The sequence below is a fragment of the Chitinispirillales bacterium ANBcel5 genome (assembly GCA_029688955.1).
In the GTDB taxonomy this organism is placed as follows: Bacteria; Fibrobacterota; Chitinivibrionia; order Chitinivibrionales; family Chitinispirillaceae; genus Cellulosispirillum; species Cellulosispirillum alkaliphilum.
On the sequence record JARUKZ010000009.1, the window covers coordinates 60,574 to 86,323 of the forward strand.

Genomic DNA, 25,750 nt, shown 5'->3' on the forward strand with positions numbered 1-25,750 from the left:
ACAGGCGCCTCCCTCAGTACCACACACGCTGATAGGTACCCTGGGGAAAATTTTTCTCCACATCCCACACCCTGAGAGATACCCGGCGGAAATTTTTCTCCCTATCCCACACCCTGTGAGATACCCTGCGGAAATTTTTCTCCCTATCCCACACCCTGTGAGATACCATGCGGAAATTTTTCTCCCTATCCCACACCCTATGAGATACCCTGCGGAAATTTTTCTCCCTATCCCACACCCTATGAGATACCCTGCGGAAATTTCTCTCCCTATCCCACACCCTGTGAGATACCCTGCGGAAATTTCTCTCCCTATCCCACACCCTGTGAGATACCCTGCGGAAATTTCTCTCTGTATCCCACACCCTGTGAGATACCCTGCGGAAATTTCTCTCTGTATCCCACACCCTGAGGTATCGCCGGGCAAAGTTTAGTCTCCCGATCCCACACCCTGTGGTATCGCCGGACAAAGCTTTGTCTCCCGATCCCACACCCTGCGGTATCGCCGGACAAAGCTTTGTCTCCCGATCCCACACCCTGAGGTGTCGCCGGACAAAGTTTGTCTCCCGATCCCACACCCTGAGGTAGTGCTGGACAATGTTTTGTCTGCGTATCTCACACCCTGTGCGATGCCCGGCCGAAAGGGCGTGTCATAATTTTTGTGTATATAGATTTTTTATGTTGTTTTCTTTGTTTATTCTTTCCGCAAAATCAGGATATACTCCACATTTAAATTCAAATACCTAATTCACTCATTCCAAATTCCAAATTCTTATTACGTGTCGCCCGAGGCGAAGGTGGCCACCCCCCAGCGAGGCCTGATGGTAAGTGGAAGGTTCCTCACGGGGGCGCCATGAAACGTGCTTGCCCCGTGTAAGCGTGAATGGTGTGATGCGAAGCGGGACAGCGAACAAGCGCTTCGCGCAGCACCTTCTGGCGCATGCCGCGACTCTTGTTGCTGTAGAAGCCGTAGTAGCGCAATTGGTGTTCGCCCTTTATTTCTGCAGAATTAACTGGGCCTGGTTTTGTCTTTTTAGTGATGAAAGAGGCCACCTTTCAACACTGACTTTTTACCTTACTATCGGATGTCCAAAGGAGTGCATAGCATCACCACTTCCACTATCATTTACAACAAACCTATAATACCCGGCGGACAGGTTCATCTGTTCCGGTGATAGTACAAAATAACCATCATTCAGTTCTGCAAGCCATTGCCCAACTCTCTTACCGGACAGGTTAAAAACGGCTATCCTGATTGTGCCATTTGCCTTTGTGTCCGGCAGTAGAAATTGGAGGGAACCATTTGGCAAAGCCTGCACTGTACCTGAAAAAGATCTCCGAATTTCACGGTTAGTCACTGAGGATGTTTCTTCTAACGCAGTGAGGAACATATCAAGCGGGACAGAAACACCCAAATAATCCCTGTGGATAATCTCATCATTGTCATTTAAAAAGAAGGCATCAGGGGGAATGAATATATTATCTATGCGGCCACCTGACCAAATACCCCAGCCAGCAGGGGCCGGGGGACAATTGCTTTTGTACCCAACGTTTCCCTCAAGCATTGTCAGATCATCAGAAATATCATTTGAAAAACCTAAAACCCTGTTTCCGCAAAGAGAAGCGTAAGGTTTAGCGTCACGCTGTATAATTGAAAAACTGTAATTATCGTGAATTCGACTGTCTTTCTGTTTGAGTACTGTTTCTATTTGCACATAGATGCTGTCTTCTTTTACAAACTCAAAGGGATCACAATCCGGATCATCATCTAAACAAAGACGAATTCTGATTGAGTTGGAGTAATCCAAAGCACATGAGTCTGCTGTTGCAATGAACACGTTGTCATGACTGTTGTACCGATCTAAAATCTTTTCGAGCATTTCACTTCTGCTGATAGTATCTCCGGGCGGAGATTCTGTTCCAGTAGGATATATACCATGTCTTTTTACCACCTGAAGATCAGGCTGAGTGGAGATGGTATCGAGTCCTATTATAAAAACATAGGAATTGCAGGATGCCCAGCAGTTTTGCAGGAGGACTAAAATAAAAAAACAGACTGTGTAAATGATGTGAGTAGGTTTATTCATTCGGTTTTTCTCCTTACCGATGGATAATGGATAGGGGTTTTCTTTTTCTACGCTCACGCCATAACCGAGACTAAATTGAGGGCGCCACCCGTCCAAACGAAGGTTGGGCGCCTCTTATCGTTTTTTTTTCGGCGTTGGCCTCGGGCATGTCGATGTTTTAATATAGCTGTTTTTGTCCCGTAGGGCAACGATTTTGGGTTCCGGGTATGGCTCACGCAGAGGCCTCTTGGCGGCAGGTCGGTTTCAGATACATACTTTGTGAAGTATCCCGGAACGCAGGTCAGTGCCCCGAACTGGGAATCAGCAACAGCAACGGGCGGCGGCCCTCGCTGCATGGGCTCCTTCCACAGCTATAGTGCTTCAGGATGTTCTCCACGACATGGGGTTGTCGATCATGGTCAATCAGCGCCACGACTTTCATTTTTTTCAACTCATTAAACCTGCGTGTATCAGTTGTACTGCGATTATTTGAGACGCGCCGTTCCATATCCAGCTTAGCTTAATAAAACCTTGTAATTTGGCTGTGGTTTTGTTACATTTAAAGAAAACCATTAAGAATGGAGTATACTATGTCTGTTACAGCTATTAAATTAACGATCTGTATGTTGTGTACATTCTGCTTTGTCTCTGCACAAAATTCCACTATTAACGGAATCATTACAAATAATGAAACCGATAGTCCTGTAACAGAAGCAAAGGTAGTACTAACGATCAGAACAGCTACTGGTTATGGTGGCGTCAACTTTTTTGAAAGGATCGACAGCGTTTTTACGGATGAAACAGGGGAGTACTCTTTTACAGAACTCGCTGCGGGATTTTACGTCGTTGCAGTTAGCGGTGGCGGGTATCAATCTCAGACAAAAAGCACCGACCTTTCTAACAATCAAAACAGTATCATCAATTTTTCTCTAACACCCACTTCCGGGACCTCTGCAGGTACGCTTGTTTTGGTTGTGCGCAGTGCTGGTGACAGTTCGGGTATAGAAGGGGTGACAGTTGTTGTTCAAGCCGATGATTATCAGGCAGACCCGAGCAGTAAATTTACCGATTCAGACGGATCGGTTACTTTCTCCGATATGATAGCGGGAAGCTACACAATAAACATCTCAAAAGAGGGCTACTCTGATCGGTCTCACAAAATAGATTTGGGTGAGAATGTAACCTATACAGTGAATGTGTATCTAGGGCAGGCATCATCGGTGTGGAATAGCCCCCAGACAAAAGGTCGGAATGTTGGTAGAGATCAAACCGGCACAGTATTCACACTCAATGGCAGAAAAGCCATACACAGCTCCTCAGGCACCCTGCCTGCTTCATCGTCAATTTACATAAGGTCCTATGGGGATGAGCGTAATGCTGTGAGAGATCTCAATCTCAGGTAGGATTTGACCAGAAAAAAAGTACTCTTTCTTGTCGCAACTAAAAATTCCTGCGGTTCTGGAAAAAGTAATTTTCTTTTTCTCCGCTCACGCCATAACCGTAACTAAACTGAGGGCCGCCACCCGTGCAAACGAAGGATGGGCGCCTCTTATCGTTTTTTTTTGGCACACTTTCAAGAGCCTCATTATAAGAGACTTGGCATATTCGGCCCTTTTCCCCAGGCTAAAAAAGACGATGTTCGACATCATGGCGCAAACTCATGATTTCCATGAATGTTTCTTTGCTGCTGATTGTGGTTTCGATCACAGCAAGACTTAATGCTCAGGTGAAAGTAATCTTTTCTTTCGGGTTTCTCTCCGTGTGATTGCCAAACACCCCCTAAAAGATGTTTTATAGCCCAAAATTTGAGAAACACGGGGTAATTTGTGAGAAACATCATAGTGTGAGTGAGAAACATCACCCTTGCAATGAGAAACATGCCTAAAAATTTGAGAAACATACCTAAAAATCTGAGAAACACGGCATGCACGCTGAGAAACATACCCATTTCAGTGAGAAACACGCTCAAAAACGGAGTGCATAAGGCATGTTTCTCACTGTTCGGGGCATGTTTCTCACTGTTCGGGGCATGTTTCTCACTGTTCGGGGCATGTTTCTCACTGTTCGGGGCATGTTTCTCACTGTACGGGGCATGTTTCTCACTGTACGGGGCATGTTTCTCACTGTACGGGGCATGTTTCTCACTGTTCGGGGCATGTTTCTCACTGTTCGGGGCATGTTTCTCACTGTTCGGGGCATGTTTCTCACTGTTCGGGGCATGTTTCTCACTGTTCGGGGTATGTTTCTCACTATTCGGGGTATGTTTCTCACTATTCGGGGTATGTTTCTCACTATTCGGGGTATGTTTCTCACTATTCGGGGTATGTTTCTCACTATTCGGGGTATGTTTCTCACTATTCGTGACATGTTTCTCACTATTCGTAACATGTTTCTCGGGAGTGTATATTTTTTTGTGTAAATGGTTCCAGTAGATTATTATATCTAAGAGGAGTGTCAAGATTTTTGTGTATGTTAGATTATTATTGAAGAATGTAAAAGAGAAGGACCAACTGCGGGAATGTTATTCCGTTCTCCTTTCCTCCCCGCGATAATAGCCCAAGGGTCCCCCCAATCTAGCTATGAGCTGTGAGCGTTGAGCGTTGAGCAGGAAGAGGGAAAGATGTTTATTTCCTAAACATTTTTCTATAATTAGTAATTGGCCATTAGTCATTAGTAATTTTGGTGTCGCCTTTAGCCCCATAAAATCATTTTACCTATTTCCTATATAGAGAAAGGTAAATCACCTCACTCAAAAAACCATGTTTGTGCGTGTCCTTATCCCTGTAGTAGAAGGGCGGCCAAGAGATGCCCGTCGGAACAACACGGGTTAGCTAAACAGTCTCTGGCCTGGTACTGTAATTTTGAGGTGTTGAAAGTCGGCGCCTTAGCTGATTATTTGACTTAGTACTACACCTGAAATACCCGGATTAAAGTGATAAGGATCTCTTCAAATCGTTAGTATTGCGTTATATGTGAAAGTAATGTACAATTCTGATCGGAGTGAAAAAGGATGACCAAACAACAAGGTATTCTGGTGATGCATAAACGACATTTGACACTTATGATCATTAGCGTTGCACTGATTTCGATACATTGTGCACAGAATACCGGCTTTTTGCTTGAACCTGGTTACCTTTCACCTTCATTTTCGGGCAGAGATTTAAGTAACTCAGGCATTGTTCTGGCACCTGTTTTGGTTAATAACGGCAGTTTGCGGTCGGGTGGTCTATCGCAGGAACGATTGTTAAAGAGCTTGCAGAGAAGCAGAAAAGACCTTTCGTTACAATCTGCTCACGTATTTGAGAGCAGGCTGGCAAACAATCGTGATTCCACTCTTTTAGAGGAGTTTTATCAAAATCTGTATAAATCTGAATTGTTTTCGATTAAGGGAGCCGATTCAGTATGGTCAAAACTCGATTCTCCGCTGTTACTGGTGTTTAAAATTAGGAGTGGGGTAAATATTCGTACCCTAAACGAAAGTAACAGACGAAGGATTAAAATTGAGGGTGAACTTTGGAAAAGGGACAATGTTGAAGTCGTGTGGCGAGCAACGGTCCGTGGAATCACCCATCAGGGCAGAAAATCCGATAAGGATTTTATAAAGAGTGCCATAGATCATCTGATTGCTTCGATTCCTGCGGTTAAACCCGGCTATGGAGTAGGGGAGTGGTAGTGAAAGAGAGTAGTGAAAAAGTGATAAAGGTGGGCTTTAGAAGAAAGCCCAAAGAGATATTTGATGAGATCGATAAAGTATCTGCCGAGATGGTGCGTCAGGGATGGGCGCTTGTTGATAGCTGTATGGAGGATGGGTTAGGGTTTGTGCATCTTTTTTTTGAAAGGGAAGTGAGTATTTGATATTTTAAAGTAAGACTAATTACGTGGTTTAGTGCACCTTAAATTACAGGGGAGGTAATAAAATGAAGTATGAGATCGAAAGTATTGGCAAATTCAAGATGATTCATATTGTTGGCAACATCGATACGGAAACCAGTACTAAAATTCTTGACGACAAAATATCTGAGCTGATTGAAAAAGGTCATCACCATTTTGTATTTAATCTCGAGAGAACCACCTATTTAGACAGTGCGGGGATAAGCATATTTATACATTGCTTATGTGATGTACAGCAAAATGACGGCTCTGTGTATATAATTGCGGAAGACAACCAGGTTAAAAGAGTTTTAGAGATGGTTGGAATAATTCGTCTTATCGAGACTTATGGTTCTCAGCAGGAATTTGAAAAAGCAGTGGGGATCGCAGAATAATGACTTCGCGAGTAGGTCTTTTGCTGTGTTTATTGTGCCTGATACAGTACAGGTGTTCTGTGACAGGTACCGTTGTGGATCGATCTGATGTATCCACCCGAATAGAAAAAATGCAGCTGGCTAACTATTCAGCATTGAAAATTGTACACGGGGGTGCTTATAGAAAGGTCTCGTTAAACTCCATAAGAATGCTTCAGATAAACGCTGATGAAACATTGTTTTACAATAATCAACTATATCTAAGCGCAGAGCTTACTTTGAGTGACGGTATGGGTCAAAAGAGTGTATTTGTTTGCGTCAATGATGTCCTTACAGGTGATGCTGGTGAGGACACTTTTTTAATACCACTGGAATATATTTCTACTATATCAATAGATTAATATGATATGTAAGTCAAAAAAGAAACAGAAAGGCCTATCTTTACCAATTATTTTTTTAAGTGGAATAATAATAGCCGTGCTTTCTCTGGTTTCTGTTTATTCCATTCGATTTATTATCGCCCGTTATACCCCGTCAATACAAAATGCAGAACGTCTGTATGCTCAGGGGCGCTTGGAAAGTGCACTTTCAGTTTTAGAGAATATGGAGCGAGGCACCAATGCTCAAAGTAGCATAATTAAGGGGAAAATTTACCTTTCAAAACTTCAACGAGAGTTAGAGGAGGAGCAGTGGGGGTTCTATGGAACAGACCCCGATAACTGGCTTCCCTCTCCGCTTGCACAAAAAGCAGAAAACAGTTTTCTTTCTGTACTTGAAACAGATCCGGGCAATAAGGATGCGCTCTTTTTACTCGGAACACTCTATAGCAGGCAGGGGCGTTTTCGAGAAGCTGAAAACAAGTACAACACTATTTTGCGCTATTACCCCGAGGATACCGAAGCGCTTTTCGCGCTTGGAGTGCTATACACACACACTGATAGGTATCAAACGTCTGCGTCAACTCTACAAAAGGCCTGGTCACTGGATACAACCAATCATTTGGTTGCAAAAAAATTGGGGTTTTTATTCCGGTATTATAAAGACGACCCTGAGTCTTCAATGGTTTGGTTCAATCGGTATTTGAATCTTAACCCAAAAGGGGATCTGGATATCAATCATGTTAGAATGGATCTAAAAGATCTCATGAGTCGTTATCCTGAAGTGGTTTTACCGGAGCCTCAGAATTGGAGAACGCAAGGAAGGAAATTTGTTTCGAGGAGATAAATTTACCACTGTAAAAGCATCAGATGTATAGAAAGCCCCGCACCAAATCCTACCAATAGACCCAAGTCTCCACTTTTAACACCAGAATCTAAAATTCGGTCAAGCTGAAACAAAACGGTGGGGGAAGACATGTTACCGTATTCACTAAGAATGTCACGTGTGATTGTTAATTTTTTATTACTTAACGATAACATCTTTTGAAGATTGGAAATAATTTTTTCTCCCCCAGGATGAATTGCCCAGTGATCTATCTGTGATGTAGATAAGCTATTAGAGTTCAGGAAATCTCTGATAAAAGGAGCTACGTTTTCTGCAATAATAGTAGGCAGTTTTGATGACAGTTTATTGTGAAGTTCTCCATTTTTATAGACGAATCTAACATTTTCTCTCTCCTGAGGAATAAAAGTCGAAGCGTGGGAAATTATTTGTGCTCCCTTTGAACTACTACAATTGGATAATACCACACTCGCTGCACCATCCCCAAAGAGTGCATTGGAAATCAAAAGGCTTGGGTCATTTGCCATTTGAAAGGTTGCACTGCATATCTCAACGGCCACACATAGTACCGCTCCATCACAGGTCTTTAGAATAGAGCTACCAAGCTCTATATTGGGAAGAGCTCCTCCGCATCCGGCCCCGAGGAGATCAAAAGCTTTGGTTTGATTATTCAGCTCCAGCTTTTCCATAAGGTAGGTGGAAATTCCGGGGCATAGATAACCGGTACAGGTGTTAACGATAAGAGCTTCTATATCAGTTTTTGAAATTCCTGCAGCGCTAATAGCATTGTTTATTGCCTCACAGGAAAGATTTATGGACCATTTGGTGAATCGTTCAATTCGCTTATCTGGTGATTCATTTTTAAAGGATAGCAGTTCCTTTTCATCATCGGCGGCAAAATATCTTGTCCTGATAGAATCATGAGAGAGAATTTTTTGGATCAAATCGATTGAGCGGGGATTAAGTTCTTCCCCATAGAGATGCTCGATTATTTCGTATGCTCTTTTTTGTTCTAAACACAATGGTGGGGTTGCATTTCCGGTGGCTAATATTTTCGCCGGTGCTTTTGATACGTTATTTGCCATTAGTTGTATCCTACTTATCTGGTGTCAGGTGATTATTCATTTGATATAGAAACAAATTATCCTTTGAATTTTTCAATCAGCATTCCACAGAGATTACCACCAAACGCAAACGATAAATTGATACATTTATCAATTTCAGAGGGCTGTGTATTTTTTACCATCGATACATCTCTGATAGGGGTAGTAAGTCCCGGGCTTCCGTGTAACATTTGGTCCCTTATACTTAAAGCACATACCGCAGCTTCAATTGCTCCGCTTGCACCCAGTGTGTGGCCGGTTAAACCTTTTGTACTGTTAAGGAGCACAGTGTTACCAAATATCTCTTGAATCTTTGCAGACTCTACTTCATCGTTAATCACTGTCCCTGTACCGTGAGTATTTATATAATCGATATCTTGCGGTCTGGTATTTTTCAGAAGGTTTTTGAGGATAGTTTCGATGGTTTTGCCGCCCGGGTCCATAGACATCATGTTGTATGCTTCAAATGATTCACTGAAGTCTTTAATCTCTGCGATAATTGGTGCATTCCTTTTGAGGGCGTGTTCAAGTTCCTCAAGCACAAGCAGGCCTGCTCCTCCTTCACTGAAAAGAAATCCAGAGCGGTTCTTATCAAACGGTGATACATATTCTGAAGGCTTTGATGCTCTACTCAAAGTACCGGTAGAATCGAAAGCTTTAAATACGCCTCCGTAATCATCTGCAAGATAATCACATCCTCCTGAGAGAGCAAGGTCGATTGTGCCGGATTGTATACTCTCAAAGGCCATCCCTATAGCAGTTGCTCCTGAAGAGCAGGCGGTGCAGATTGATTTATTAGGCCCACGTATTGAGTATCGTATCCCCAGTATGTTTGCTACGGCATTGGGCATCATCATGGAAGCAGTATAAGGGTTGAGGCGTGGCGAAGAATCCATAAACCGTAGTGTGTTCACTAATGCTTTACGCACATCATTTGACTGTACCTCTTCGGCAATTTTACGTACTCTTTCTCTGCTTTTATAAAGAACATGGCTGGAATGTGCTTCGATAAGAGAAGTGATTCCCCCGGCACCCGTTCCGGCAAAAACGCCACACTTTTGGCTATCAACTTCCTCTAGTTTGGAAATTTTATATTTTTCATCAATTAAAGTAGGCTTTAAACCTGCTGATTGAAATGCTTCATTTGCAGCTATCAGTGCAAGAATACTGTTTTTATCCAGCTGGAGTAAATCTGTTTTGCTTATTCCCAGACTGGTGAAATCAAATTGGGGTAGTGGAGCCCAAATGTTTGAAGTATAATCACCAAATTCTTTCCAGTAGGAAGGTATTTTCTCTGCTGCGCAATGTTGTTCAAGACAATTGCTCCAGAATTGTTCAGATCCAATACCGTTTGGAGCGATTATTCCCAGACCAGTAATAACGACTCTTTTCATAAGATTTTTTGCTCCGATTTTTCTGTTTTCAGGACATAATTCAAAACATCATCCACTGTAATGAAGTTCTTTGCCGCACTGTCCGGTATTGTTCCAAACTGGTCTTCAAGTGCCAATAAAAGGGATATTATATCCAATGAATCAGCTCCAAGGTCCTCAATGAATTTACTGTCACCCTTTATATTCTCTTCCTTTACCCGAAGCACCTCAGTTATTACTTCTTTTATTTTTGCTGATAGTTCATCTCTTTTCATTTACATCTTCTCCTGAGCATTTTAGGATTAAAGGGTCATAACCACTGTTCTGTACTGTATAGAGAATCTCTTAATGACGCATAATAGGAAAGTGCTCTGAGTTTAAGATCGTTATTAAATGAGACTGTATTAGCTGCAGTTGTTTCACAGAATGAACATTTTTTACAATCTGTAGACGAGCATCCTTTTTGCTTTAATTGCTCCAAGTATCCATCAAGATTTCTGTTGTTGATATAAATTGGGGCATGAATTTTATCGAACTGATGAGGGATAACACTTTCTGCATAGCGCTTGAAGGCCATAATTGTTGAAAATTTAACTCTTCTGGGTAACATAAAAATGCGCAAAGTTTTGAGTCTATCGGCAAGGTTAACCCCCTGTTGCTTTTTTATCAGTGCAACAGGTGCGATAAGCTCGAAGAGGTTACCTTCAAAGTAGCGGTTATTATACGCTTTGACTCTGGAAAGTATCAGTTCAGCCGGAGAACTTCTTTCCACTATTTTAAATGAGTTGTAGCCCAGTGATTCGTAAATGGTAATATCTTCAGGGCGAATCCAAACAGAGCGTATCAGATGAATGGGATTTTTTAACCTGTCAGATGAACAGGAGAGAAAGCAGTGATCAAGACAGAACCCGCCAAGAGAATCGTTGGTCCGTGAACTTTTGGTCAGAATGTGCATATGAGTAAGCTCTCTTGCGCATGAGGGCACACAGCACGCATTTACGATAAGTTGAAGTTCGCAGGTAGTTGCATCGCGAATCGAGATCAGTCGGTCAAAATCACGGTTACAGGATATAGCACTGACACATATACAATCAGCACCCATTTCTTGCCATTGTTTAGCTGAAGCAGCAGTATCTACTTTGGCAAAAACACCCACTTTTGTTCTGAAATGAGGATGAAATTTTTTGATGGTTTCCAGTAAATAGGGAACCGAAACTGTAACAGTATCTACATTGCACTCTGTTAAAAAATCGAGGAATCGGTGAATTTTCTTTTGCCCCTGTCTTGTCTGCTCCAAACCATCAAGAGTCGCTGCATTAAGGAGGTAATTAAACCTAAGTTTTAGCTTTTTTGCTTCTTCTATACTTTTTATTAATGTTTTTTTGTTTACTTTTTTTAATGTGTACCCAGAGCGTCCTCCACCAATGAGGTCGGTATCGAGTTTTGCATACACTTCTTTTACGCTTGGATAAGCTGCAAGTTTTTTGAGAAGGTTTGGTTGGAACGAATAAGCTACGCTAAGATCCATTTCTGATTCCCAATTATATAAGTTATTGTTCAGGGAAAGAGATTGTTAGCTAAAACAGGGTTACAACGCACACGCTTCATATTGGAATGATTTTTTGTGCAATAAGTATGCCGGTTTATAACGGTGGGAGAAGTATTTGGAACAAAAAATGCTTATATAACCACATTTGGTGATCATAAAACATGATTGGAGTCCCTATGAAAAAAACCTTAATTACCACAGTGTACATCATTGTATTTTGGTTTTTGTTGCCGTTTTTTATACTTTTTTCTTCCAATAAGCTTGATAAAAGGGGGTTAAGTATAAGAAGGTCTAATACTAAAGCAATTACAGGAGGATTGATATTTCTACTTTCAGCTTCTATGCTTTGGCTTTCAATAACTGAGTTTTCTAAGGGAGCAAAAAAATTACCGATTTCAGCCCTTCCGCCTTACGATAAATTGGTTACACGGGGTGTTTATAATGTATGGAGACATCCTATCTATTTATTCTATACATTATGTTTTGTTGGAATCGGGGTGTTAGTAGGATCAGGCGGCTTATTATTTGTTGTACTTCCGGTTTTTATGTTTTTTGAGCTTATACATGCGTTTGTGGAAGAAAGATTTTTAACAAAAAAACATGGGGATGCCTATGATGAGTATCGAAAAAGGAGTTCATTGATAATTCCTAAAAAAAATAGTGTAAAATCTTTGCTACAAAATTTCGTCTCGTAACAAAGATCAAAAATCAGTGTTCATTTTGTGTACTTTTTACTTTCCTGCCAATAATTTTCCATCTCCTGGAGTGATGCTGTATTGATATCTTTATTAAGCTCTTTGAATTTGTCTTCTATATAGCGAAATCTATTTGCAAATTTATAAGTTGTTGCCCTAAGCGCATCTTCTGCGCAAATTTTATAATGCCGGGCTACATTCACAAGGGCAAATAAAATATCTCCAAGTTCCTCTGACGCATGGTCTCTGTCACATTCGAGTATTGCTTCCCTAAACTCAGAAAATTCTTCTTCCACCTTATCTAAGACAGGTTTAACCTCTTTCCAATCAAAACCAGCTTTAGCAACCCGACGCTGCATTTTTTCGGCTCTAAACAGGGCTGGTAATGCAGCAGCAATATCATCAACGTAGTATTTACGATGCTCTTTTCCTGCTTCATTTTTCTTTATCTGCTCCCAATTGCGTATCACTTCTTCAGAAGAAGATACCTCCTGGGTGCCAAACACATGGGGATGTCTTCTAACAAGCTTGTCACTAATGTCTTTTGCCACGTCTTCAAAGGTGAATTTGTTTTCTTCTTTAGCCATTTGGGAATGAAAGACAACCTGAAGCAAAATATCCCCTAATTCCTCTTTGATTTTTTTGGAATCATCCTCCTCAACAGCTTCAAACAATTCATAGACTTCATCAAGAAGTCCGGATTGAATACTTTTGTGTGTCTGTTCTTTATCCCAGGGACACCCTTCTGGTGCGCGTAATTGCTCTACTATATCGATTAATCTTTGAATTTGAGAACTCATGATCTGCTCCAAGTAACGTTTAAGTACTAATTAATCCAGCCATTCGCCTTTGCCTTCTCTTACAACCACAGGATCTTCTCCCGTCAGATCGACAATAGTGGAGTTTCTGGGGTCATTAAGAGGGCCTGTATCAAGCATCACATCAACCTCATGGGAGATGATTTTTTGTATTTCATCCGGAATTGCTCTTAAGGATCCAGGCACATTGATTGATGTATTGGCAAGGGGTTCGCCTAACGTATTTACAAGATCCATTGTGGTTTTACAATCAGGTATTCTGATACCAACAGTATTTCGTTTGGGAATAATTTTTTTGGGTACTAAATTGGTTGCATTTAGAATAAAAGTATAGGGCCCGGGCAGGTATCGTTTCAACAATCGATAATGAGCATTACTGAGGCGTACATAATCACTTATTTGAGAAAAATCACCGCAAATGAATGAAAAAAGACGTTTTTTGTCTTTTTGAATCAATTGAACTAATTTATTTATAGCTTTAGGGTTGGTTATCGCTGCTCCCATCCCATAAACCGTATCGGTGGGGTAGACGGCAACACCGTTTTGATCTCTGAGGATTTTTACCGCTGATTCAATGAATCTTCTTTGGGGATTTTTAGAATGTACATTGTAAATAACCATCGGAACCCTTATCCTTTTGATGTTACTTAAATTATATTAACTATGTTTCATTTTAAAATAGAATGAGCCAGAGAATAATTGAAAAGATCAGTGTTAAATATAAATAATGTCCCGTTTTGCTGGATTTTTTTTAATGTAATAGTGATAAGGGTTCATTTGATATTAGGGTTGATTTTTTTTAAAAATATTATAGTATTTAATGTCAGATAAAATAAGAATAAGGAGAGCTTGATGCAGAACAGAGAATCAATTCCGCTTGAAGTAGAACTGAGCAGCGAAAATGACAGACCAATACTTAAACTGGTTGGAAGCATTATAGATGTTGATGTAAAGAAATTTCAGAGGAAATTAGACCAACTCTATAAGAAAAAATACAAAGAAATAGTTTTAGATGTAAGTCGCTCTAACTATATCGACAGTCATGGTCTGGGTACGATTGTATATTATCATACCCTTATGCAGAAAGAGAAGCGTGAACTTACTATTTTGAACACAAATACAGATGAAGCCTCTTACATAAATAAACTTTTTGACTTAACAAATCTTAACAGGGTCCTGAAAATAGTAACTCAATTGTAAGAGGCTTCTTAAGCATTGTTATGAGAGTGATTGGGCTATTTGAGACATAGCTTTTTCTACATTTTCTTTTGAATTAAAAGCACTTAGTCTGATATAGCCTTCACCGCATTTACCAAAACCAGCTCCTGGAGTAGAGACCACGCCGGCTTTATTGAGGAGTGTGTCAAAAAATTCCCATGAATCTTTTTTACAATTAATCCAGATGTAGGGGGCATTTTGACCACCGGTGCAAGTGTATCCAAGTTTGCTCATCTGATCTCTTATAATAGTAGCATTATCCATGTATGAACCGATAAGTTCTTTAATCTGCTGACGGCCCTGATCACTGTAAACCGCCTCTGCTGCGCGTTGGACCGGATAGGATACACCATTAAATTTGGTGGACTGGCGACGATTCCAGAGTGCATGAAGAGAGTGAGAGTTACCCTCTGAATCATTAATCATACAGGATTTGGGAACAACTGTGAAGGCACAGCGTGTTCCAGTGAAACCCGCATTTTTGGAGAAACTTCTAAACTCTACAGCCACCTCTTTTGCCCCTTCTATTTCAAAAATACTGTGAGGGATATCCGGATCAGATATGAATGACTCATAGGCTGCATCATACAAAATGAGTGCTTTTTCCTGGCGAGCATAATCAACCCATTTTTTCAGTTCTTCTTTGGTTGCTACTGTACCGGTGGGGTTGTTTGGAAAGCAAAGATAGATCAAATCGACATGTTTTTGTGGTAGAGCCGGAATGAAATTGTTACTTTCAACACAATCAAGATACACAAGACCTTCGTATCGGCCTTCTTTATTTACTCCTGTTCTGCCAGCCATTACATTAGTATCGACATAGACAGGATAAACCGGGTCAGGAACAGCTACAGTGATATCTTCAGAGAGTATTTCCTGGAAATTTCCGGTATCACACTTTGCACCATCGCTAACAAAGATTTCATCTGGTTCAATATCAGCATTACGATCCTGGAAGTCATATTTGGCTATTTTTTCTCTTAAAAAACCGTAGCCTTTCTCAGGTCCATAGCCTTTAAAAGAAGAATCAACCCCCATTTCGTCCACCGCTTTGTGAAATGCTTCTGTGCATGCTTTAGGCAGAGCACGTGTAACATCACCGATTCCCATACGAATCATTGGTTTGTCTGGGTTTGCTTGTTGGAAACCCGATACTCTTTTTGAAATTTCAGAAAAGAGATATGATGATTTAAGCTTCAGGAAATTCTCATTGACTTTGATCATGATTCACTCCAGAATAAGAGATTTTTCAGATATTAAACACAGTCATGATACTAAATGCAGGATTCAATGTCAAGGAAAAAGAAGATTAAATGGGTTGGCTTTCTGCTTTAATTAGGATGCATGTTTTTTTGGGTTAACCATCTCCGAATACTTTTTGAATCGATTTTGCCAGTTGAGAAGACAGAAAAGGTTTTTGAAGTATGTCCTTGATACCATCGCAGAGTAACTCTTCTCGCTCATTTTCCAGCCAGTTCCCACTGGAAATAATCACTTTAACAGATTGATTAATGTTTCTCAACCTTCTGTAACACTCTTTGCCACTAAGTCCCGGCATCATCAGGTCAAGGATTATCAAATCGATCTCGTTTGAGTGTAATTTGTAATAATCAATAGCTTCATATCCATCACAGAAAACACATACAGAATAACCCATCCATGAAAGCATCTCCTTTAATGCGTTGCATATGCTGCTTTCATCATCTATGATCATGATTTTTTGTTTACAACAATGATTAGAAATTTTCTCATCAGAATGATTCAAACTCGAAGGTAGTTCTGAAACAGCAGGAAGTAAGATCGTAAAAGAAGCACCACAACCTGGTTCACTTTCCACTTCAATGTACCCATTATGGCTTTTGACAGTCCCATAAACACTGGAAAGACCAAGACCAGTACCTTTTCCGGATGGTTTTGTAGTAAAGAATGGTTCGAAAATCTTTGATTGAGTAACCGTATCTATTCCAGCTCCGTTATCTTTAAGAGTAAGTTTTAAATATCTGCCGGGTGTAACAGCATAAACTTTGCTTTTCGATGAATCTTCATTCATCTGACACACCTCGGTTTTGATTTCAAAATTGCCCCCTTCCGGCATTGCATCAAATGCATTCACAGCAACATTAACTATTGCACTTTGAATCTGAGCGGGATCACCCTTGATTACTGCTTCGGTGGTATCATAATGGCACCTTATATTTACTTGTTTATTAGTAGTATGTCTAAGTAAGTCTACTGTTTCTTCTATCATTTCGTGCATATCAATTGCACAGAACTGTAGTTTTCCTCTTCGGGCAAAAGTTAAAAGTTTTCTGGTAAGATCGGCAGCACGGGTTGATGCTGTTAAAATCATATCTGCATATTTTGAGAGTTTCTCATCGTTGTGGTATTGATGTTTTAATATATCAGCATAGCCGCTTATTGCTCCAAGAATGTTGTTAAAATCATGTGAAATACCGCCTGCAAGCTGACCTATAGCTTCCATTTTCTGTGCAGCACGAAATTGTTGTTCTATTTTGTTTTTTTCATTTTCCATTTCTTTGCGATTTGAAATGTCCCGTACTATGCCAATAAAACGGGTTTCTTCATTGTTGATTTGTTCAATAAGTGATATACTGATTTCTGCTGGAAATGAGATTCCATTTGCTTTGCATAGGCTGCATTCATGAGCTCGAATACGTTTTTCGTTGCAAGCTTTAACATCATTAACTAAAATGTTGAGTTGCAATGGTTCCATGAACTTAAAATGTTCATTGGGACCCGAAGATAACTCAAAGCCAAGTAACGATGATGCTGTACTGTTATAGAAAACTATTTTACCGCTTTCATCAAAAAGAATGATGGCATCAGGGGATGTCTCAATAAGTGTACGGTATAATGATTCCTTTTCTTTAAGCGTGCTTTGTGCTTTTTTACGTTGGTTAATTTCATGAAGGAGTGATTTGTTTTGATTAAATGACTGAACAATCAAAGTGGCTATACTAGAAAAAGGATTTTGTGTCTTTAGCAATGGACGAATTGGATCTGTAGAATTTGTGTTTAGAGATTCAGATATAAGGCGAAACGGTGTAGTGAATGAAATATGTAAGAAGATGATAACGAAAGAAAAACTTGAGATTAAAACAATAAGTAATAAAAGGAGGAATGTACTTTGAAGAGATAAGGTTTTGATCAAAATTAACACACTACATACTGCTGATAAGACTAAAGCAGAAAAAATGAGTTGTTTATAGTATCTTCTGGTAATCATTTAATAAACTCGTTTAAACTGGGGTTTTGTATAGTAATATACTGATATTACAATAATTAAGCAAAAACGACAAGCGTTAAATAATTACAGTTATTTAACGCCTTTCAATTACAAATCAATGCTACGTTTGTAGTGGTGCTCAAAGGATAGTGCTTGAGTAGTTGGTATTGATAATAGGAATAGTTTAGATAACTCAGCATTGCAAGTCATTTTTTATTTTGTGTCGTCCAAAAGGAGGTTTTAGCTCTATAATATAATTAAATCTCTTCTAATGATTCGTTTCGTATCCATCCACTAAGCCCCTCTGACAAACTTACGAGGGACCAATGTTCTCTTTCTCTGCGTAGCTCAACTTTTGTTCCTTCATGGGCAGTAAAAAGTACAGTTGAACCTTCTGGCTGGTTTTTGGCATCTACGTTTTCATCCAGAATAATAGCATATCGTGTAGTTTCAAGGTAATGAATTCTATGAACGGTAGATACTGAAAACAGTAAAAAGGGAATAAGCAGGATACAAACAGAAGTGATTAACAGGACTTTTTTCTCTTCTGAAGTAAAAAGGATTAGTGAAATTAAAATGGAAAGGGTGAGAAGTAAGATAAATACTATCGTAATTTGTGTATTGAGAGGAAACAGAGTGCTTAGATTGTTCATAACTGTTACTATGAAATGTTCTTCTCTAGTAGTGGTTCGGTCCACAAGAACTGTTTTAATAAAATTAAGATTAGTGTGGATATCATCATCAGTAGGATTTAAAAGAGCGGCTCTTTCATATTTCACTCTGGCCATTCCAGGTCTATTAAGTCTGTAATACACATTACCTAAGTTGTATAACACTGCACTGTTTTTCAAGCCAGAATCTAAAATTTTATTATAATATACTATAGCACTATCATATTTCTCTTGATCATAGAGGTCATTTGCAGTATTAAACCACTGTTCAACAGAAGTATGCTCCTGAGCAAATATGGATATAAATGGGATTAGCAGGAGAAATAAAGGCATAAATTTTACCGTTGATTTTTCGTTTTTAGAATTTTTCTCAAGTGTATTAAGAAAGATTGTAATTTTGCCCAGTAATTCATTGCGTGTTTTTTCATCCAAAGTTTTACCTCCAAAACGGAATTCATCGATTTTTTCCATCAGGATAGTAAGTTCGTTAATAGTATTTTCCTGAATTTCTCTTCTGAGCAGCTCTTTTTTTAATTCTTCAAGAGTTCGACCAGTAGCTTTAAAACCAAACTTATTAGAGATATATTTTTCTATTATGGAGGTAATCACTGTTAGAAAATCAGAAACCTGAGACTTTTGTGCTTCTTTTTTCAGTTTTTCAATGGAATTTAGAGCAGTTTTGAGAGCTCTTTGACGAACGATGTGTACATGATTCTCTTTTCTGTACTTAATGTGTTTTTTACAAATCAAGGAGCCTGCAATTAAAAGAAAAGGTATGGGAAACAGGATGTACCAAATAGGCTGACGGTATGGTTGTGGATGTTTATTGCGTAAATTAATCTCTCGTTTGATGTATCGTATATCAGATCCAAGCTGCCTAATTTCACCTTGGGTGAGATGGCGCGCTTGTGGCTCACTGGTAATATTACCAGGGGTAACGTCTACTGTAGCGGAACTTGTTTTTATAGTATTGTAAGCTTCGGCATTAGGATCAAAAAAGGTGTATTGGATAGGATTTATATTCAGTGTACCTTCTGAGCGAGGGATAATCAGGTATTGATAAGTTTTGCGTGTTGAGACACCATTGCCTGAAGTATCAACATGTACTTTTCTTTGAGGTGTAAAGACTTCCGCATTTTCTATTTGGGGTGACATGGGATCTGATAATCCCGAGGGTCGAGTGTTACCTGTTATGAATACATTCAGTGTAAGGGCTTCTCCGGCAGCAATTGTATTCTGGTCAACAGAAGAGCTGATTGAGAAACTACCCACTGAACCAGTGAAACCTTGTGGCGCGGGACGCGGTAGTGCTTTAACTTTTATTTTAACAGAGTTTGAGTAGGTACTTTGTCGGACAGCTTGAGTTCCCCCGAAGAAATCTGTGCCGAAGAAATCGTTGAAAAAAGGGTCTACCCGTCGTCTTTGGGTTCTTCTTATCTCTTCGTATTCAAATAAAAGTGGGTTTATTGTATACTCACCTGCATTTAAGGGAAAAATTGAATAGCTTAAGGAGTAGGTATTATACAGTTCTCCGTTAATCCTTTCGTTTCCGCTTGTAATTTGACTGGTAAAATGGCGGGTAATAGAAAAATCATCTGCTAAAACCCTTTCAATGCGTTCAACAGCACTTTGAAATCCCCGTTGAACTTGGATTGATGAACCCGATCTTTGAGAAACTTTAAGTGTCAAAACCGCTTGCTCTCCAACATAGAGATCTGATTTGTTGAGAATAAGCCTTACATAAATATCAGGATTTGCTATTTCTTCCTCAGATATATTTAAGGAAAGTGGATCGGTTCTAAGAGTTTTGTCATCTATATTTATTTTGAATGGAGGAACTTTAATATTACCGGTTTCGGTAGCCCTAACTCGGTAAATAAAAGAGAAAATGTATTCGGGAATATGTTTTCTTTTTCCACCAATGATTTCTGTCGTTATATTCTGTGATCTACGTTGACTGGTCCCAAGAAATCGCAATCCATTTACCTGAGGAAAATCAGGGACAGGAATAGAGCGAATGTTTTGATCTGTTTTTAAAGTAACTACAATATCGAACTGATTACCTATAGAAACATTTGTACGTTCTGTTGTAACCGTGAAGGAGTATTCTGCAAAAGCGGTAAAGAGAATAGAAGAGAATGTAATTATCATTAAAACAGTGTATTTCACAGGAAACGCTCCTCTAACCATGTATTTATAGTGCTAAAAAGCTTTCTGATACTTGAAGCATTGGTGAAATTATGATCTGCCCCCTGGATACATTTGAAAGATGCATCACTGTGATTAGTTTCTATAGCTTTAGTAATATACGATTTAGATTCCTGCATTGAGATCGTTTCGTCATTATCACCTTGTATTACAACTACTGGGTTCAAGTAGTGTTCTATATACTGTACAGGATCGATTCCATACATCGTGTCTGCAAATGATCTCTTCAGTTCATGAGGTCCGATTTCATATAATCCTCTTTCATTTGGGCCTTGTTCAATCAGTTTTTTATGGCGCATAACAAGCGAACGGGTGTCCGCAGCGGGAGAGAGCAGTATTAGACCATCGGCATTTAATTCCCGGGCACATAGAGCAGATACAAGCCCTCCTAAACTATGTCCAAGTAGAATGATTTTTGATGGTTGGTAGTTAGCACGTATGAACTGAGCGGCAGAAGAGAGATCGGCAGACATGGTTTGAATCGTCATGTCGTAAAACTTTCCATCACTTTCTCCAGCACCACGAAAATCGTAACGTAACGAAGAGATATTTCTTTTTGACAGGTATTTTGATAGTTTAACAAACAGATATCCTGGACCGATTCTGTGGCCGCTAAAACCATGAGAAACAATCACCCATGTATTACTTTTATCATTGGGCCGGTGAACTGATCCAGTTATTGCGCTATCATAGGTATTCCACTGTACCAGTTCAAAATCTCTATACATGTTTACCAATCCTTCTCTGGTTTCCTTATATCGGAAGATTGTTGTTTGGGTTTATGCAGATCGTCGGCATCATCAGCATACATTTCAATAAGCCTTTCGGCTTTTTCTCTCCTTAGCTCATCCTCTTCAAGCTGATCAGGTAATTGTGAATCTTGTTCTTCATTTAGATCGTTGTCTGTGGTTTGATCAAAATTCTGCTTTTTTTGCTGATCACCTTCATCATCACTTGCGTCTTGTTGCTGGGAGCTTTTAGATTCATCGCCATCTTCATCGTTTTCAGATTCATCGCCTTGTTGTTGTGAACTCTGTTGCTGCTCGAGTTCTTCAATCATTTGATGTGTAAGTTGAAGGTTCCATTTGGCGTCTTTGTCATCAGGTCTGATTTTTAGTGACTGAACATAGTTCTCAAGGGCAGCACTATACTTTTCCATTGCTGAAGGATCACCTGCAGACTGAAGCTGTTGTCCCTGTCTAAACTGAATATTACCGAGGTTATAATGAGCATCGACGAGGGTGTTAGGGTCTCTATTGGATAATGCTTCTTTGTACGACTCTTCTGCTAAATCGAATTGATTTAATCTGTATAAGGTTGAACCCCTGTTCATTCGAAGTTTTTCATTTTCTGGTTCAAGCAGCAGTGCATCTTCGTAGAGATTAAGGGCTTCTTCATACATACCCTGCTCATAAAGACGATTTGCTTCTCTGTTTTTTCTAAAAATCTCTTCTGAGTGAATGCCTGAAATGAAAACAATGAGCAATAATAAAAGAGAAATTTTACAAACCTTAACAGAAATTGCAATCATTCAAACCGTCCTTTCCAGGCACGTTTGATCTTTACCCTCTCAGATATAAAAAATTCTGTAATAATGAAAAGCAGCGCCAAAAAGAGGAACACTTGGTACCGTTCCTTAAGGTGTGTAGCTCTACTAACAGCATATTCATTTTTTTCCATTTCACTAATTTTTTCGTAAATTGCTGAGAAGTCAAAGTTACTTCCGGCGTGAAAATATTCACCACTGGTCTTAAGAGCTATTTTTTCCAGGGTTTCCGGGTTAAGTCTTGTCATAACAATATTACCATCCCGGTCTGTTTTGTATTCTACGGAAGTGCCACGATTTGATACAGGAATAGGTACACCTCTTTGTGAACCGATTCCAACGGTGTGTATTATTATTCCTTCCTTTGCAGCAGATTCTGCAGCTTCAATTACACCCCCTTCATGGTCTTCTCCATCAGAAATAAGAATAAGAACCTTATGCTTATTGTCATTTGACTTCATAGCTCTTCTGGCTTGATTAATGGCCTCTGCTATAGCCGTCCCCTGGATCTGAACCCAATCGGTTGACACTGGTTGAAGGAACGAAAGGAACGCCGCGTAATCCAGGGTCAAAGGGCATTGAACAAAACTTTCTCCCGCAAAAATTATAAGCCCCACCCTGTCACCCCGAAGCATACTGATGAGATTTCTAATCTCATGTTTTGCCCTCTCAAGCCTGTTTGGACGCAGATCTTGTGCAAGCATGCTCTTTGAAACATCAAGGGCAACCATAATGTCCACCCCTTTTCTTTCGATTTGCTCTTCTTTTGCACCAAACCTGGGACGCACAAGAGTGAGCACAGTAAACAAAATAAATAGAAGAAAAAGAGTTTTTTTCAGCAGAAATCTTCCCCTTGCAGAAGAAGGGGTTAGCTTTGGGGCCAGCTCAAGAGATACAAAACGGTTCATTGCTTCCCTTTTTCTTTTCTGAACGTAGAGAAAGAACAGGACAGAAAGAGGGATTAGAATTAAAAAGGAAAAGAGTTCAGGGTTTTCGAAAATCATAAAAGTACCCTATGGTATTCTTCTAAAAAATGTATTTTGAAGCACTGTTTCCAGTAACAATATGGCAAACCCGATAATTATCCACAAAAAGAAATAATCTTTGTAGGAGGTGAAAATTTTGCTGGTAATTTCACTTTTTTCTAGTTCGTCAATTTTCGCATAAATTTCCTGAAGTTCTTCTGTTTTCTCTGCCCGAAAATGGATGCCATTGCCGATTTTTGCAATTTCTTTCAAAAGCTCCATATCCAGGTCTGATTCAACCATTTGAATTCTCTCTGTACGTTCACCGGTAAAGGGGTGTACGGATTGGACTGGAAATGGCACCTGTCCTTCTCTGGCAACCCCAATACCATGGATCCTTATACCAAGCTCAGCTGCAGCCCTTGCAGCTGTGAGAGGAGGAATCTCTCCGGTATTATTTGCACCATCGGTCAGAAGTACTATTACCTGGTTTTCTGCTTCTGAATCTTTTAAACGATTTGCTGCGGTAGCGATTGCAGTTCCGATTGCTGTTCCATTACTGTAATCAGTATAGGTGACCTGGCCGACCATTTCTTTTAGTATGTTATGATCATGAGTAAGTGGTACTTTTGTGTATGCGCGTGCAGCAAAGATAACCAGACCGATTCTATCGTGCACACGATTACTAATAAACTTATTAAGGGTACGTTTAGAAACTTCCAATCTGTCGTCCGGTTGGAAATCAAGTGCTCTCATGCTGTTTGAGATATCTAGTATTAACATGATATCAATACCTTCAGAAGATACCTCGTGCTCAGTGGTGGATTTTTGAGGACGTGCCAGTGCAATTATCAAAAAACCGATACCGATGGGTTTGAGTAGCGCAGCCAAATGTCGCAATCTAAGAAAAAATGATGGAGGGACTTTTTTTAAAACAGTTGTATCAGAAAAGCGAATAGAAACTTTAAGTTTTTTTTCGCGTCTTAAATAGATCCACACCATTGGTATCCAGATTAGAAATAGTAATAAAAAATAGGGATCTCTAAACCTCATCACTTAACCTTTTTGAGTCTTGTGTTTGTAACGACTTTTCTTCCTTTTTTTCTTCTGAAGAAAACTGTGGTTTTGTTGATTCCAGAAACTTGTAGACTTCAGAGCTAAACTTATTCAAGGTACTGCTATCTGGAATAAAGCGGGCAAATTTGACTGGATCAGTGGTATCGAAAAACCACCGGGCACATTGCTTATTTTCTTTGTCGATGTCAGAAATTTCAAGCCAGGCAATCATTTCTTCGGTTGTGAATTCACTTGCGTTAATGTTATAGGTCCGTCCAATATAGCGCTTGAAAATTTCCGAAAGTTCAAAGACATGTTCTTTGATATAGCCAAGCTCAATCAAATTTTTCCCTTCAAGTGCTTTTAAAGCGCTGAGTGCTTCATCATAGGGTGGGGGAGGAGGTGGTGTAGCTGTAATTTCGGTTTTGCTCTTTTTTAATCTAACGGTAAGGAAAATAAGAGCAAAAATGAGTAGTAAGGTGGCAGGTAACCCTATCCACCACAAAGGAAAACGTCCGGTCCTTTGCTGCGCCTTTAGTTCCCTCACATCTAATTCGGAAATGTCATGGGGTAAGAGGGAAATGAAAGAAATTGGTATACGTTCACTGTATATTGTGTCCTGAACGCCATCTGTTTTTAGTATATATGGCAGGGCAGGTATTGTACAGCTTTGAGGTGTGAAAGTAGTGAGCAAGTATTGAAAAGTGTAAGCAACAGTATCTGAATCCGGTATTTTCCTTCTATCTTCAGACTGCTGTCTTAAATAAAAAGAACCGAAGGCCTCGTTTTGATCAGGAGTAATTATAGAAATGTTTTCTGGTACAGAGAGCCTTATAGTCAAATGTATAGAATCGCCTATACTAATACTATCTGTATCTATTATGGTTTGGATGTTTTTTGAATAGGCACTAAAGGTAAAGAGAATAGAAAAGATAATACCTGAGCATATTTTCAGGCTCATTAGTTCGCTCCTGCGATAAAGATAGTGACCTGAACAATTCCAACTACAAACCCCAAAACACCCCCAAGATACTCTATTGATTTGAGTTCGCGAGAGGAGATGTCGTAGACTATTTTTTCAAGGCGTTCAATCTCAAATTTTTCGATCTTTTCTTTAATAATTTTTCTAAAATCCAGTTTGTTTTCCAGAGATGAAAAAAGTCCCTCAACAATTTCGGGCAGGTTTCTTTTCATTTCGATTACAAGGTGCTCAGATATTTTTGAAGTCATATCCTGAGGGACAAACATAGAAATGAGAGGGTTAGAGCCCATTTTTTGGCATATGAAATCATCAATTTTTGTTTTTATCAAAGCACCGGTTTTATCGTGAAACTCAGGACTGTCTGCTATTGCACGAATATCCTTGTGTGATATAAGCTCCCGCTCAATCGTATCGGCAATCTTTTCTGCCAAATCTTGTTTTCGCTTTGGGATTAAACCAATAAACTTAATACCCAAAATACGAATTTCTCGTCTTGGGCGAAAGATCATTCTGACAGCGACATAATTAGTAAGCCACCCAATGAGGGCGCTAATTACAGGTATAAGAAAATAAAAGTAGTAGTTTTCCATAATATCTGAGTACGTATTTAAATAGGTTTTTATTATTGATCAGTTTGCCAGTTTATTGCAGGCTATAAAATAAAGCAAATGCTGACTTCAAAACAACTATGAAAGTAGTTTTAAAATAATATATAATTAAGATTTAAACCCTTTTTTCTATAGCTAAATAAACGTTGGTATATTCTCTTTGGATACTCTGGGATCTAAG

26 protein-coding genes are annotated in these 25,750 nt (G+C 39.6%); 9 read left to right on the top strand and 17 right to left on the bottom strand.

Annotated elements, in window-relative coordinates:
* Nucleotides 1-13 precede the first annotated feature (13 nt).
* Nucleotides 14-535 (bottom strand): hypothetical protein, encoded by a 522-nt coding sequence (locus tag QA601_06755; GenBank protein MDG5814768.1) that lies wholly within the window; start codon nt 533-535, stop codon nt 14-16.
* Between the two features lie 534 nt (nt 536-1,069).
* Entirely contained in the window at nt 1,070-2,086 is a 1,017-nt protein-coding gene (locus tag QA601_06760; protein ID MDG5814769.1) for a hypothetical protein, read from the bottom strand.
* A 569-nt stretch (nt 2,087-2,655) separates the two neighbouring features.
* On the opposite strand from QA601_06760, the gene QA601_06765 reads away from it, so the two are divergent.
* The 7 genes from QA601_06765 (at nt 2,656) to QA601_06795 (ending at nt 7,533) form a co-directional block, all read left to right on the top strand.
* The gene (locus tag QA601_06765; protein MDG5814770.1) at nt 2,656-3,468 is read left to right on the top strand and encodes a carboxypeptidase-like regulatory domain-containing protein; all 813 of its coding nucleotides are present in this window, start codon (nt 2,656-2,658) and stop codon (nt 3,466-3,468) included.
* 584 nt (nt 3,469-4,052) lie between these two features.
* Nucleotides 4,053-4,484: a hypothetical protein gene (locus QA601_06770; protein ID MDG5814771.1), complete on the top strand. Its 432-nt coding sequence runs from the start codon at nt 4,053-4,055 to the stop codon at nt 4,482-4,484.
* A gap of 591 nt (nt 4,485-5,075) precedes the next feature.
* On the top strand, nt 5,076-5,738 hold the full coding sequence (locus QA601_06775; GenBank protein MDG5814772.1) for a hypothetical protein: 663 nt from the start codon (nt 5,076-5,078) through the stop codon (nt 5,736-5,738).
* Nucleotides 5,738-5,920 (top strand): hypothetical protein, encoded by a 183-nt coding sequence (locus QA601_06780; protein MDG5814773.1) that lies wholly within the window; start codon nt 5,738-5,740, stop codon nt 5,918-5,920. Before QA601_06775 ends, QA601_06780 begins: the two co-directional genes overlap by 1 nt.
* 62 nt (nt 5,921-5,982) lie before the next feature.
* Nucleotides 5,983-6,330: an STAS domain-containing protein gene (locus QA601_06785; GenBank protein MDG5814774.1), complete on the top strand. Its 348-nt coding sequence runs from the start codon at nt 5,983-5,985 to the stop codon at nt 6,328-6,330.
* Nucleotides 6,331-6,389: 59 nt separating this feature from the next.
* Complete coding sequence (locus QA601_06790; GenBank protein MDG5814775.1) at nt 6,390-6,710, top strand: hypothetical protein; 321 nt, start codon at nt 6,390-6,392, stop codon at nt 6,708-6,710.
* A 76-nt stretch (nt 6,711-6,786) separates the two neighbouring features.
* Nucleotides 6,787-7,533: a tetratricopeptide repeat protein gene (locus QA601_06795; protein ID MDG5814776.1), complete on the top strand. Its 747-nt coding sequence runs from the start codon at nt 6,787-6,789 to the stop codon at nt 7,531-7,533.
* Nucleotides 7,534-7,535: 2 nt separating this feature from the next.
* On the opposite strand, the gene QA601_06800 is transcribed toward QA601_06795, so the two are convergent.
* The 4 genes from QA601_06800 to QA601_06815 are packed head-to-tail and all read right to left on the bottom strand — an operon-like array spanning nt 7,536 to nt 11,534.
* Entirely contained in the window at nt 7,536-8,615 is a 1,080-nt protein-coding gene (locus tag QA601_06800) for a type III polyketide synthase (protein MDG5814777.1), read from the bottom strand.
* 56 nt (nt 8,616-8,671) lie between these two features.
* Nucleotides 8,672-10,027, bottom strand: a complete 1,356-nt coding sequence (locus QA601_06805) for a beta-ketoacyl-[acyl-carrier-protein] synthase family protein (GenBank protein ID MDG5814778.1) — start codon at nt 10,025-10,027, stop codon at nt 8,672-8,674.
* Entirely contained in the window at nt 10,024-10,281 is a 258-nt protein-coding gene (gene acpP, locus QA601_06810; GenBank protein MDG5814779.1) for an acyl carrier protein, read from the bottom strand. Before acpP ends, QA601_06805 begins: the two co-directional genes overlap by 4 nt.
* 35 nt (nt 10,282-10,316) lie before the next feature.
* Nucleotides 10,317-11,534: a U32 family peptidase gene (locus QA601_06815; GenBank protein ID MDG5814780.1), complete on the bottom strand. Its 1,218-nt coding sequence runs from the start codon at nt 11,532-11,534 to the stop codon at nt 10,317-10,319.
* A 197-nt stretch (nt 11,535-11,731) separates the two neighbouring features.
* Here QA601_06815 and QA601_06820 point away from each other — a divergent pair, with 197 nt between their 5' ends.
* Nucleotides 11,732-12,250 (top strand): isoprenylcysteine carboxylmethyltransferase family protein, encoded by a 519-nt coding sequence (locus tag QA601_06820; protein MDG5814781.1) that lies wholly within the window; start codon nt 11,732-11,734, stop codon nt 12,248-12,250.
* Nucleotides 12,251-12,270: 20 nt separating this feature from the next.
* On the opposite strand, the gene mazG is transcribed toward QA601_06820, so the two are convergent.
* Nucleotides 12,271-13,050 (bottom strand): nucleoside triphosphate pyrophosphohydrolase, encoded by a 780-nt coding sequence (gene mazG, locus QA601_06825; protein ID MDG5814782.1) that lies wholly within the window; start codon nt 13,048-13,050, stop codon nt 12,271-12,273.
* 30 nt (nt 13,051-13,080) lie between these two features.
* The gene (locus tag QA601_06830) at nt 13,081-13,689 is read right to left on the bottom strand and encodes an L-threonylcarbamoyladenylate synthase (protein ID MDG5814783.1); all 609 of its coding nucleotides are present in this window, start codon (nt 13,687-13,689) and stop codon (nt 13,081-13,083) included.
* A 231-nt stretch (nt 13,690-13,920) separates the two neighbouring features.
* Here QA601_06830 and QA601_06835 point away from each other — a divergent pair, with 231 nt between their 5' ends.
* Nucleotides 13,921-14,268, top strand: a complete 348-nt coding sequence (locus tag QA601_06835; GenBank protein ID MDG5814784.1) for an STAS domain-containing protein — start codon at nt 13,921-13,923, stop codon at nt 14,266-14,268.
* An 18-nt stretch (nt 14,269-14,286) separates the two neighbouring features.
* Here the strand turns inward: QA601_06835 and QA601_06840 are convergent, their stop codons facing one another.
* The 9 genes from QA601_06840 to QA601_06880 form a co-directional block, all read right to left on the bottom strand.
* Nucleotides 14,287-15,510, bottom strand: a complete 1,224-nt coding sequence (locus tag QA601_06840) for an LL-diaminopimelate aminotransferase (protein ID MDG5814785.1) — start codon at nt 15,508-15,510, stop codon at nt 14,287-14,289.
* Between the two features lie 133 nt (nt 15,511-15,643).
* On the bottom strand, nt 15,644-17,533 hold the full coding sequence (locus QA601_06845) for a response regulator (GenBank protein ID MDG5814786.1): 1,890 nt from the start codon (nt 17,531-17,533) through the stop codon (nt 15,644-15,646).
* A 257-nt stretch (nt 17,534-17,790) separates the two neighbouring features.
* Nucleotides 17,791-20,373 (bottom strand): BatD family protein, encoded by a 2,583-nt coding sequence (locus QA601_06850; protein MDG5814787.1) that lies wholly within the window; start codon nt 20,371-20,373, stop codon nt 17,791-17,793.
* Nucleotides 20,370-21,140 (bottom strand): alpha/beta fold hydrolase, encoded by a 771-nt coding sequence (locus tag QA601_06855; GenBank protein MDG5814788.1) that lies wholly within the window; start codon nt 21,138-21,140, stop codon nt 20,370-20,372. The genes QA601_06850 and QA601_06855 overlap by 4 nt, the downstream gene beginning before the upstream one ends.
* 2 nt (nt 21,141-21,142) lie before the next feature.
* Nucleotides 21,143-21,943, bottom strand: a complete 801-nt coding sequence (locus QA601_06860) for a tetratricopeptide repeat protein (protein ID MDG5814789.1) — start codon at nt 21,941-21,943, stop codon at nt 21,143-21,145.
* Entirely contained in the window at nt 21,940-22,962 is a 1,023-nt protein-coding gene (locus tag QA601_06865; protein MDG5814790.1) for a VWA domain-containing protein, read from the bottom strand. Before QA601_06865 ends, QA601_06860 begins: the two co-directional genes overlap by 4 nt.
* A 9-nt stretch (nt 22,963-22,971) precedes the next feature.
* Complete coding sequence (locus QA601_06870; GenBank protein ID MDG5814791.1) at nt 22,972-23,976, bottom strand: VWA domain-containing protein; 1,005 nt, start codon at nt 23,974-23,976, stop codon at nt 22,972-22,974.
* Nucleotides 23,966-24,940 (bottom strand): hypothetical protein, encoded by a 975-nt coding sequence (locus QA601_06875; GenBank protein MDG5814792.1) that lies wholly within the window; start codon nt 24,938-24,940, stop codon nt 23,966-23,968. Before QA601_06875 ends, QA601_06870 begins: the two co-directional genes overlap by 11 nt.
* Nucleotides 24,940-25,551 carry a DUF445 family protein gene (locus QA601_06880; GenBank protein ID MDG5814793.1) on the bottom strand — a complete coding sequence of 204 codons (612 nt, stop codon included), beginning with the start codon at nt 25,549-25,551 and terminating at the stop codon, nt 24,940-24,942. Before QA601_06880 ends, QA601_06875 begins: the two co-directional genes overlap by 1 nt.
* Between the last annotated feature and the right edge of the window lie 199 nt (nt 25,552-25,750).

What these genes read in the sequence shown, in the direction of transcription:
- QA601_06835 (MDG5814784.1), top strand. Translation starts at nt 13,921, where the DNA reads ATGCAGAACAGAGAATCAATTCCGCTTGAAGTAGAACTGAGCAGCGAA.
- QA601_06865 (MDG5814790.1), bottom strand. Translation starts at nt 22,962, where the DNA reads ATGATTTTCGAAAACCCTGAACTCTTTTCCTTTTTAATTCTAATCCCT.
- QA601_06785 (MDG5814774.1), top strand. Translation starts at nt 5,983, where the DNA reads ATGAAGTATGAGATCGAAAGTATTGGCAAATTCAAGATGATTCATATT.
- QA601_06775 (MDG5814772.1), top strand. Translation starts at nt 5,076, where the DNA reads ATGACCAAACAACAAGGTATTCTGGTGATGCATAAACGACATTTGACA.
- QA601_06840 (MDG5814785.1), bottom strand. Translation starts at nt 15,510, where the DNA reads ATGATCAAAGTCAATGAGAATTTCCTGAAGCTTAAATCATCATATCTC.
- mazG (MDG5814782.1), bottom strand. Translation starts at nt 13,050, where the DNA reads ATGAGTTCTCAAATTCAAAGATTAATCGATATAGTAGAGCAATTACGC.
- QA601_06820 (MDG5814781.1), top strand. Translation starts at nt 11,732, where the DNA reads ATGAAAAAAACCTTAATTACCACAGTGTACATCATTGTATTTTGGTTT.
- QA601_06800 (MDG5814777.1), bottom strand. Translation starts at nt 8,615, where the DNA reads ATGGCAAATAACGTATCAAAAGCACCGGCGAAAATATTAGCCACCGGA.
- QA601_06815 (MDG5814780.1), bottom strand. Translation starts at nt 11,534, where the DNA reads ATGGATCTTAGCGTAGCTTATTCGTTCCAACCAAACCTTCTCAAAAAA.
- QA601_06845 (MDG5814786.1), bottom strand. Translation starts at nt 17,533, where the DNA reads ATGATTACCAGAAGATACTATAAACAACTCATTTTTTCTGCTTTAGTC.
- QA601_06860 (MDG5814789.1), bottom strand. Translation starts at nt 21,943, where the DNA reads ATGATTGCAATTTCTGTTAAGGTTTGTAAAATTTCTCTTTTATTATTG.
- QA601_06765 (MDG5814770.1), top strand. Translation starts at nt 2,656, where the DNA reads ATGTCTGTTACAGCTATTAAATTAACGATCTGTATGTTGTGTACATTC.
- QA601_06870 (MDG5814791.1), bottom strand. Translation starts at nt 23,976, where the DNA reads ATGAGGTTTAGAGATCCCTATTTTTTATTACTATTTCTAATCTGGATA.
- QA601_06875 (MDG5814792.1), bottom strand. Translation starts at nt 24,940, where the DNA reads ATGAGCCTGAAAATATGCTCAGGTATTATCTTTTCTATTCTCTTTACC.
- QA601_06855 (MDG5814788.1), bottom strand. Translation starts at nt 21,140, where the DNA reads ATGTATAGAGATTTTGAACTGGTACAGTGGAATACCTATGATAGCGCA.
- QA601_06830 (MDG5814783.1), bottom strand. Translation starts at nt 13,689, where the DNA reads ATGGTTATTTACAATGTACATTCTAAAAATCCCCAAAGAAGATTCATT.
- QA601_06880 (MDG5814793.1), bottom strand. Translation starts at nt 25,551, where the DNA reads ATGGAAAACTACTACTTTTATTTTCTTATACCTGTAATTAGCGCCCTC.
- QA601_06770 (MDG5814771.1), top strand. Translation starts at nt 4,053, where the DNA reads ATGTTTCTCACTGTTCGGGGCATGTTTCTCACTGTTCGGGGCATGTTT.
- acpP (MDG5814779.1), bottom strand. Translation starts at nt 10,281, where the DNA reads ATGAAAAGAGATGAACTATCAGCAAAAATAAAAGAAGTAATAACTGAG.
- QA601_06760 (MDG5814769.1), bottom strand. Translation starts at nt 2,086, where the DNA reads ATGAATAAACCTACTCACATCATTTACACAGTCTGTTTTTTTATTTTA.
- QA601_06805 (MDG5814778.1), bottom strand. Translation starts at nt 10,027, where the DNA reads ATGAAAAGAGTCGTTATTACTGGTCTGGGAATAATCGCTCCAAACGGT.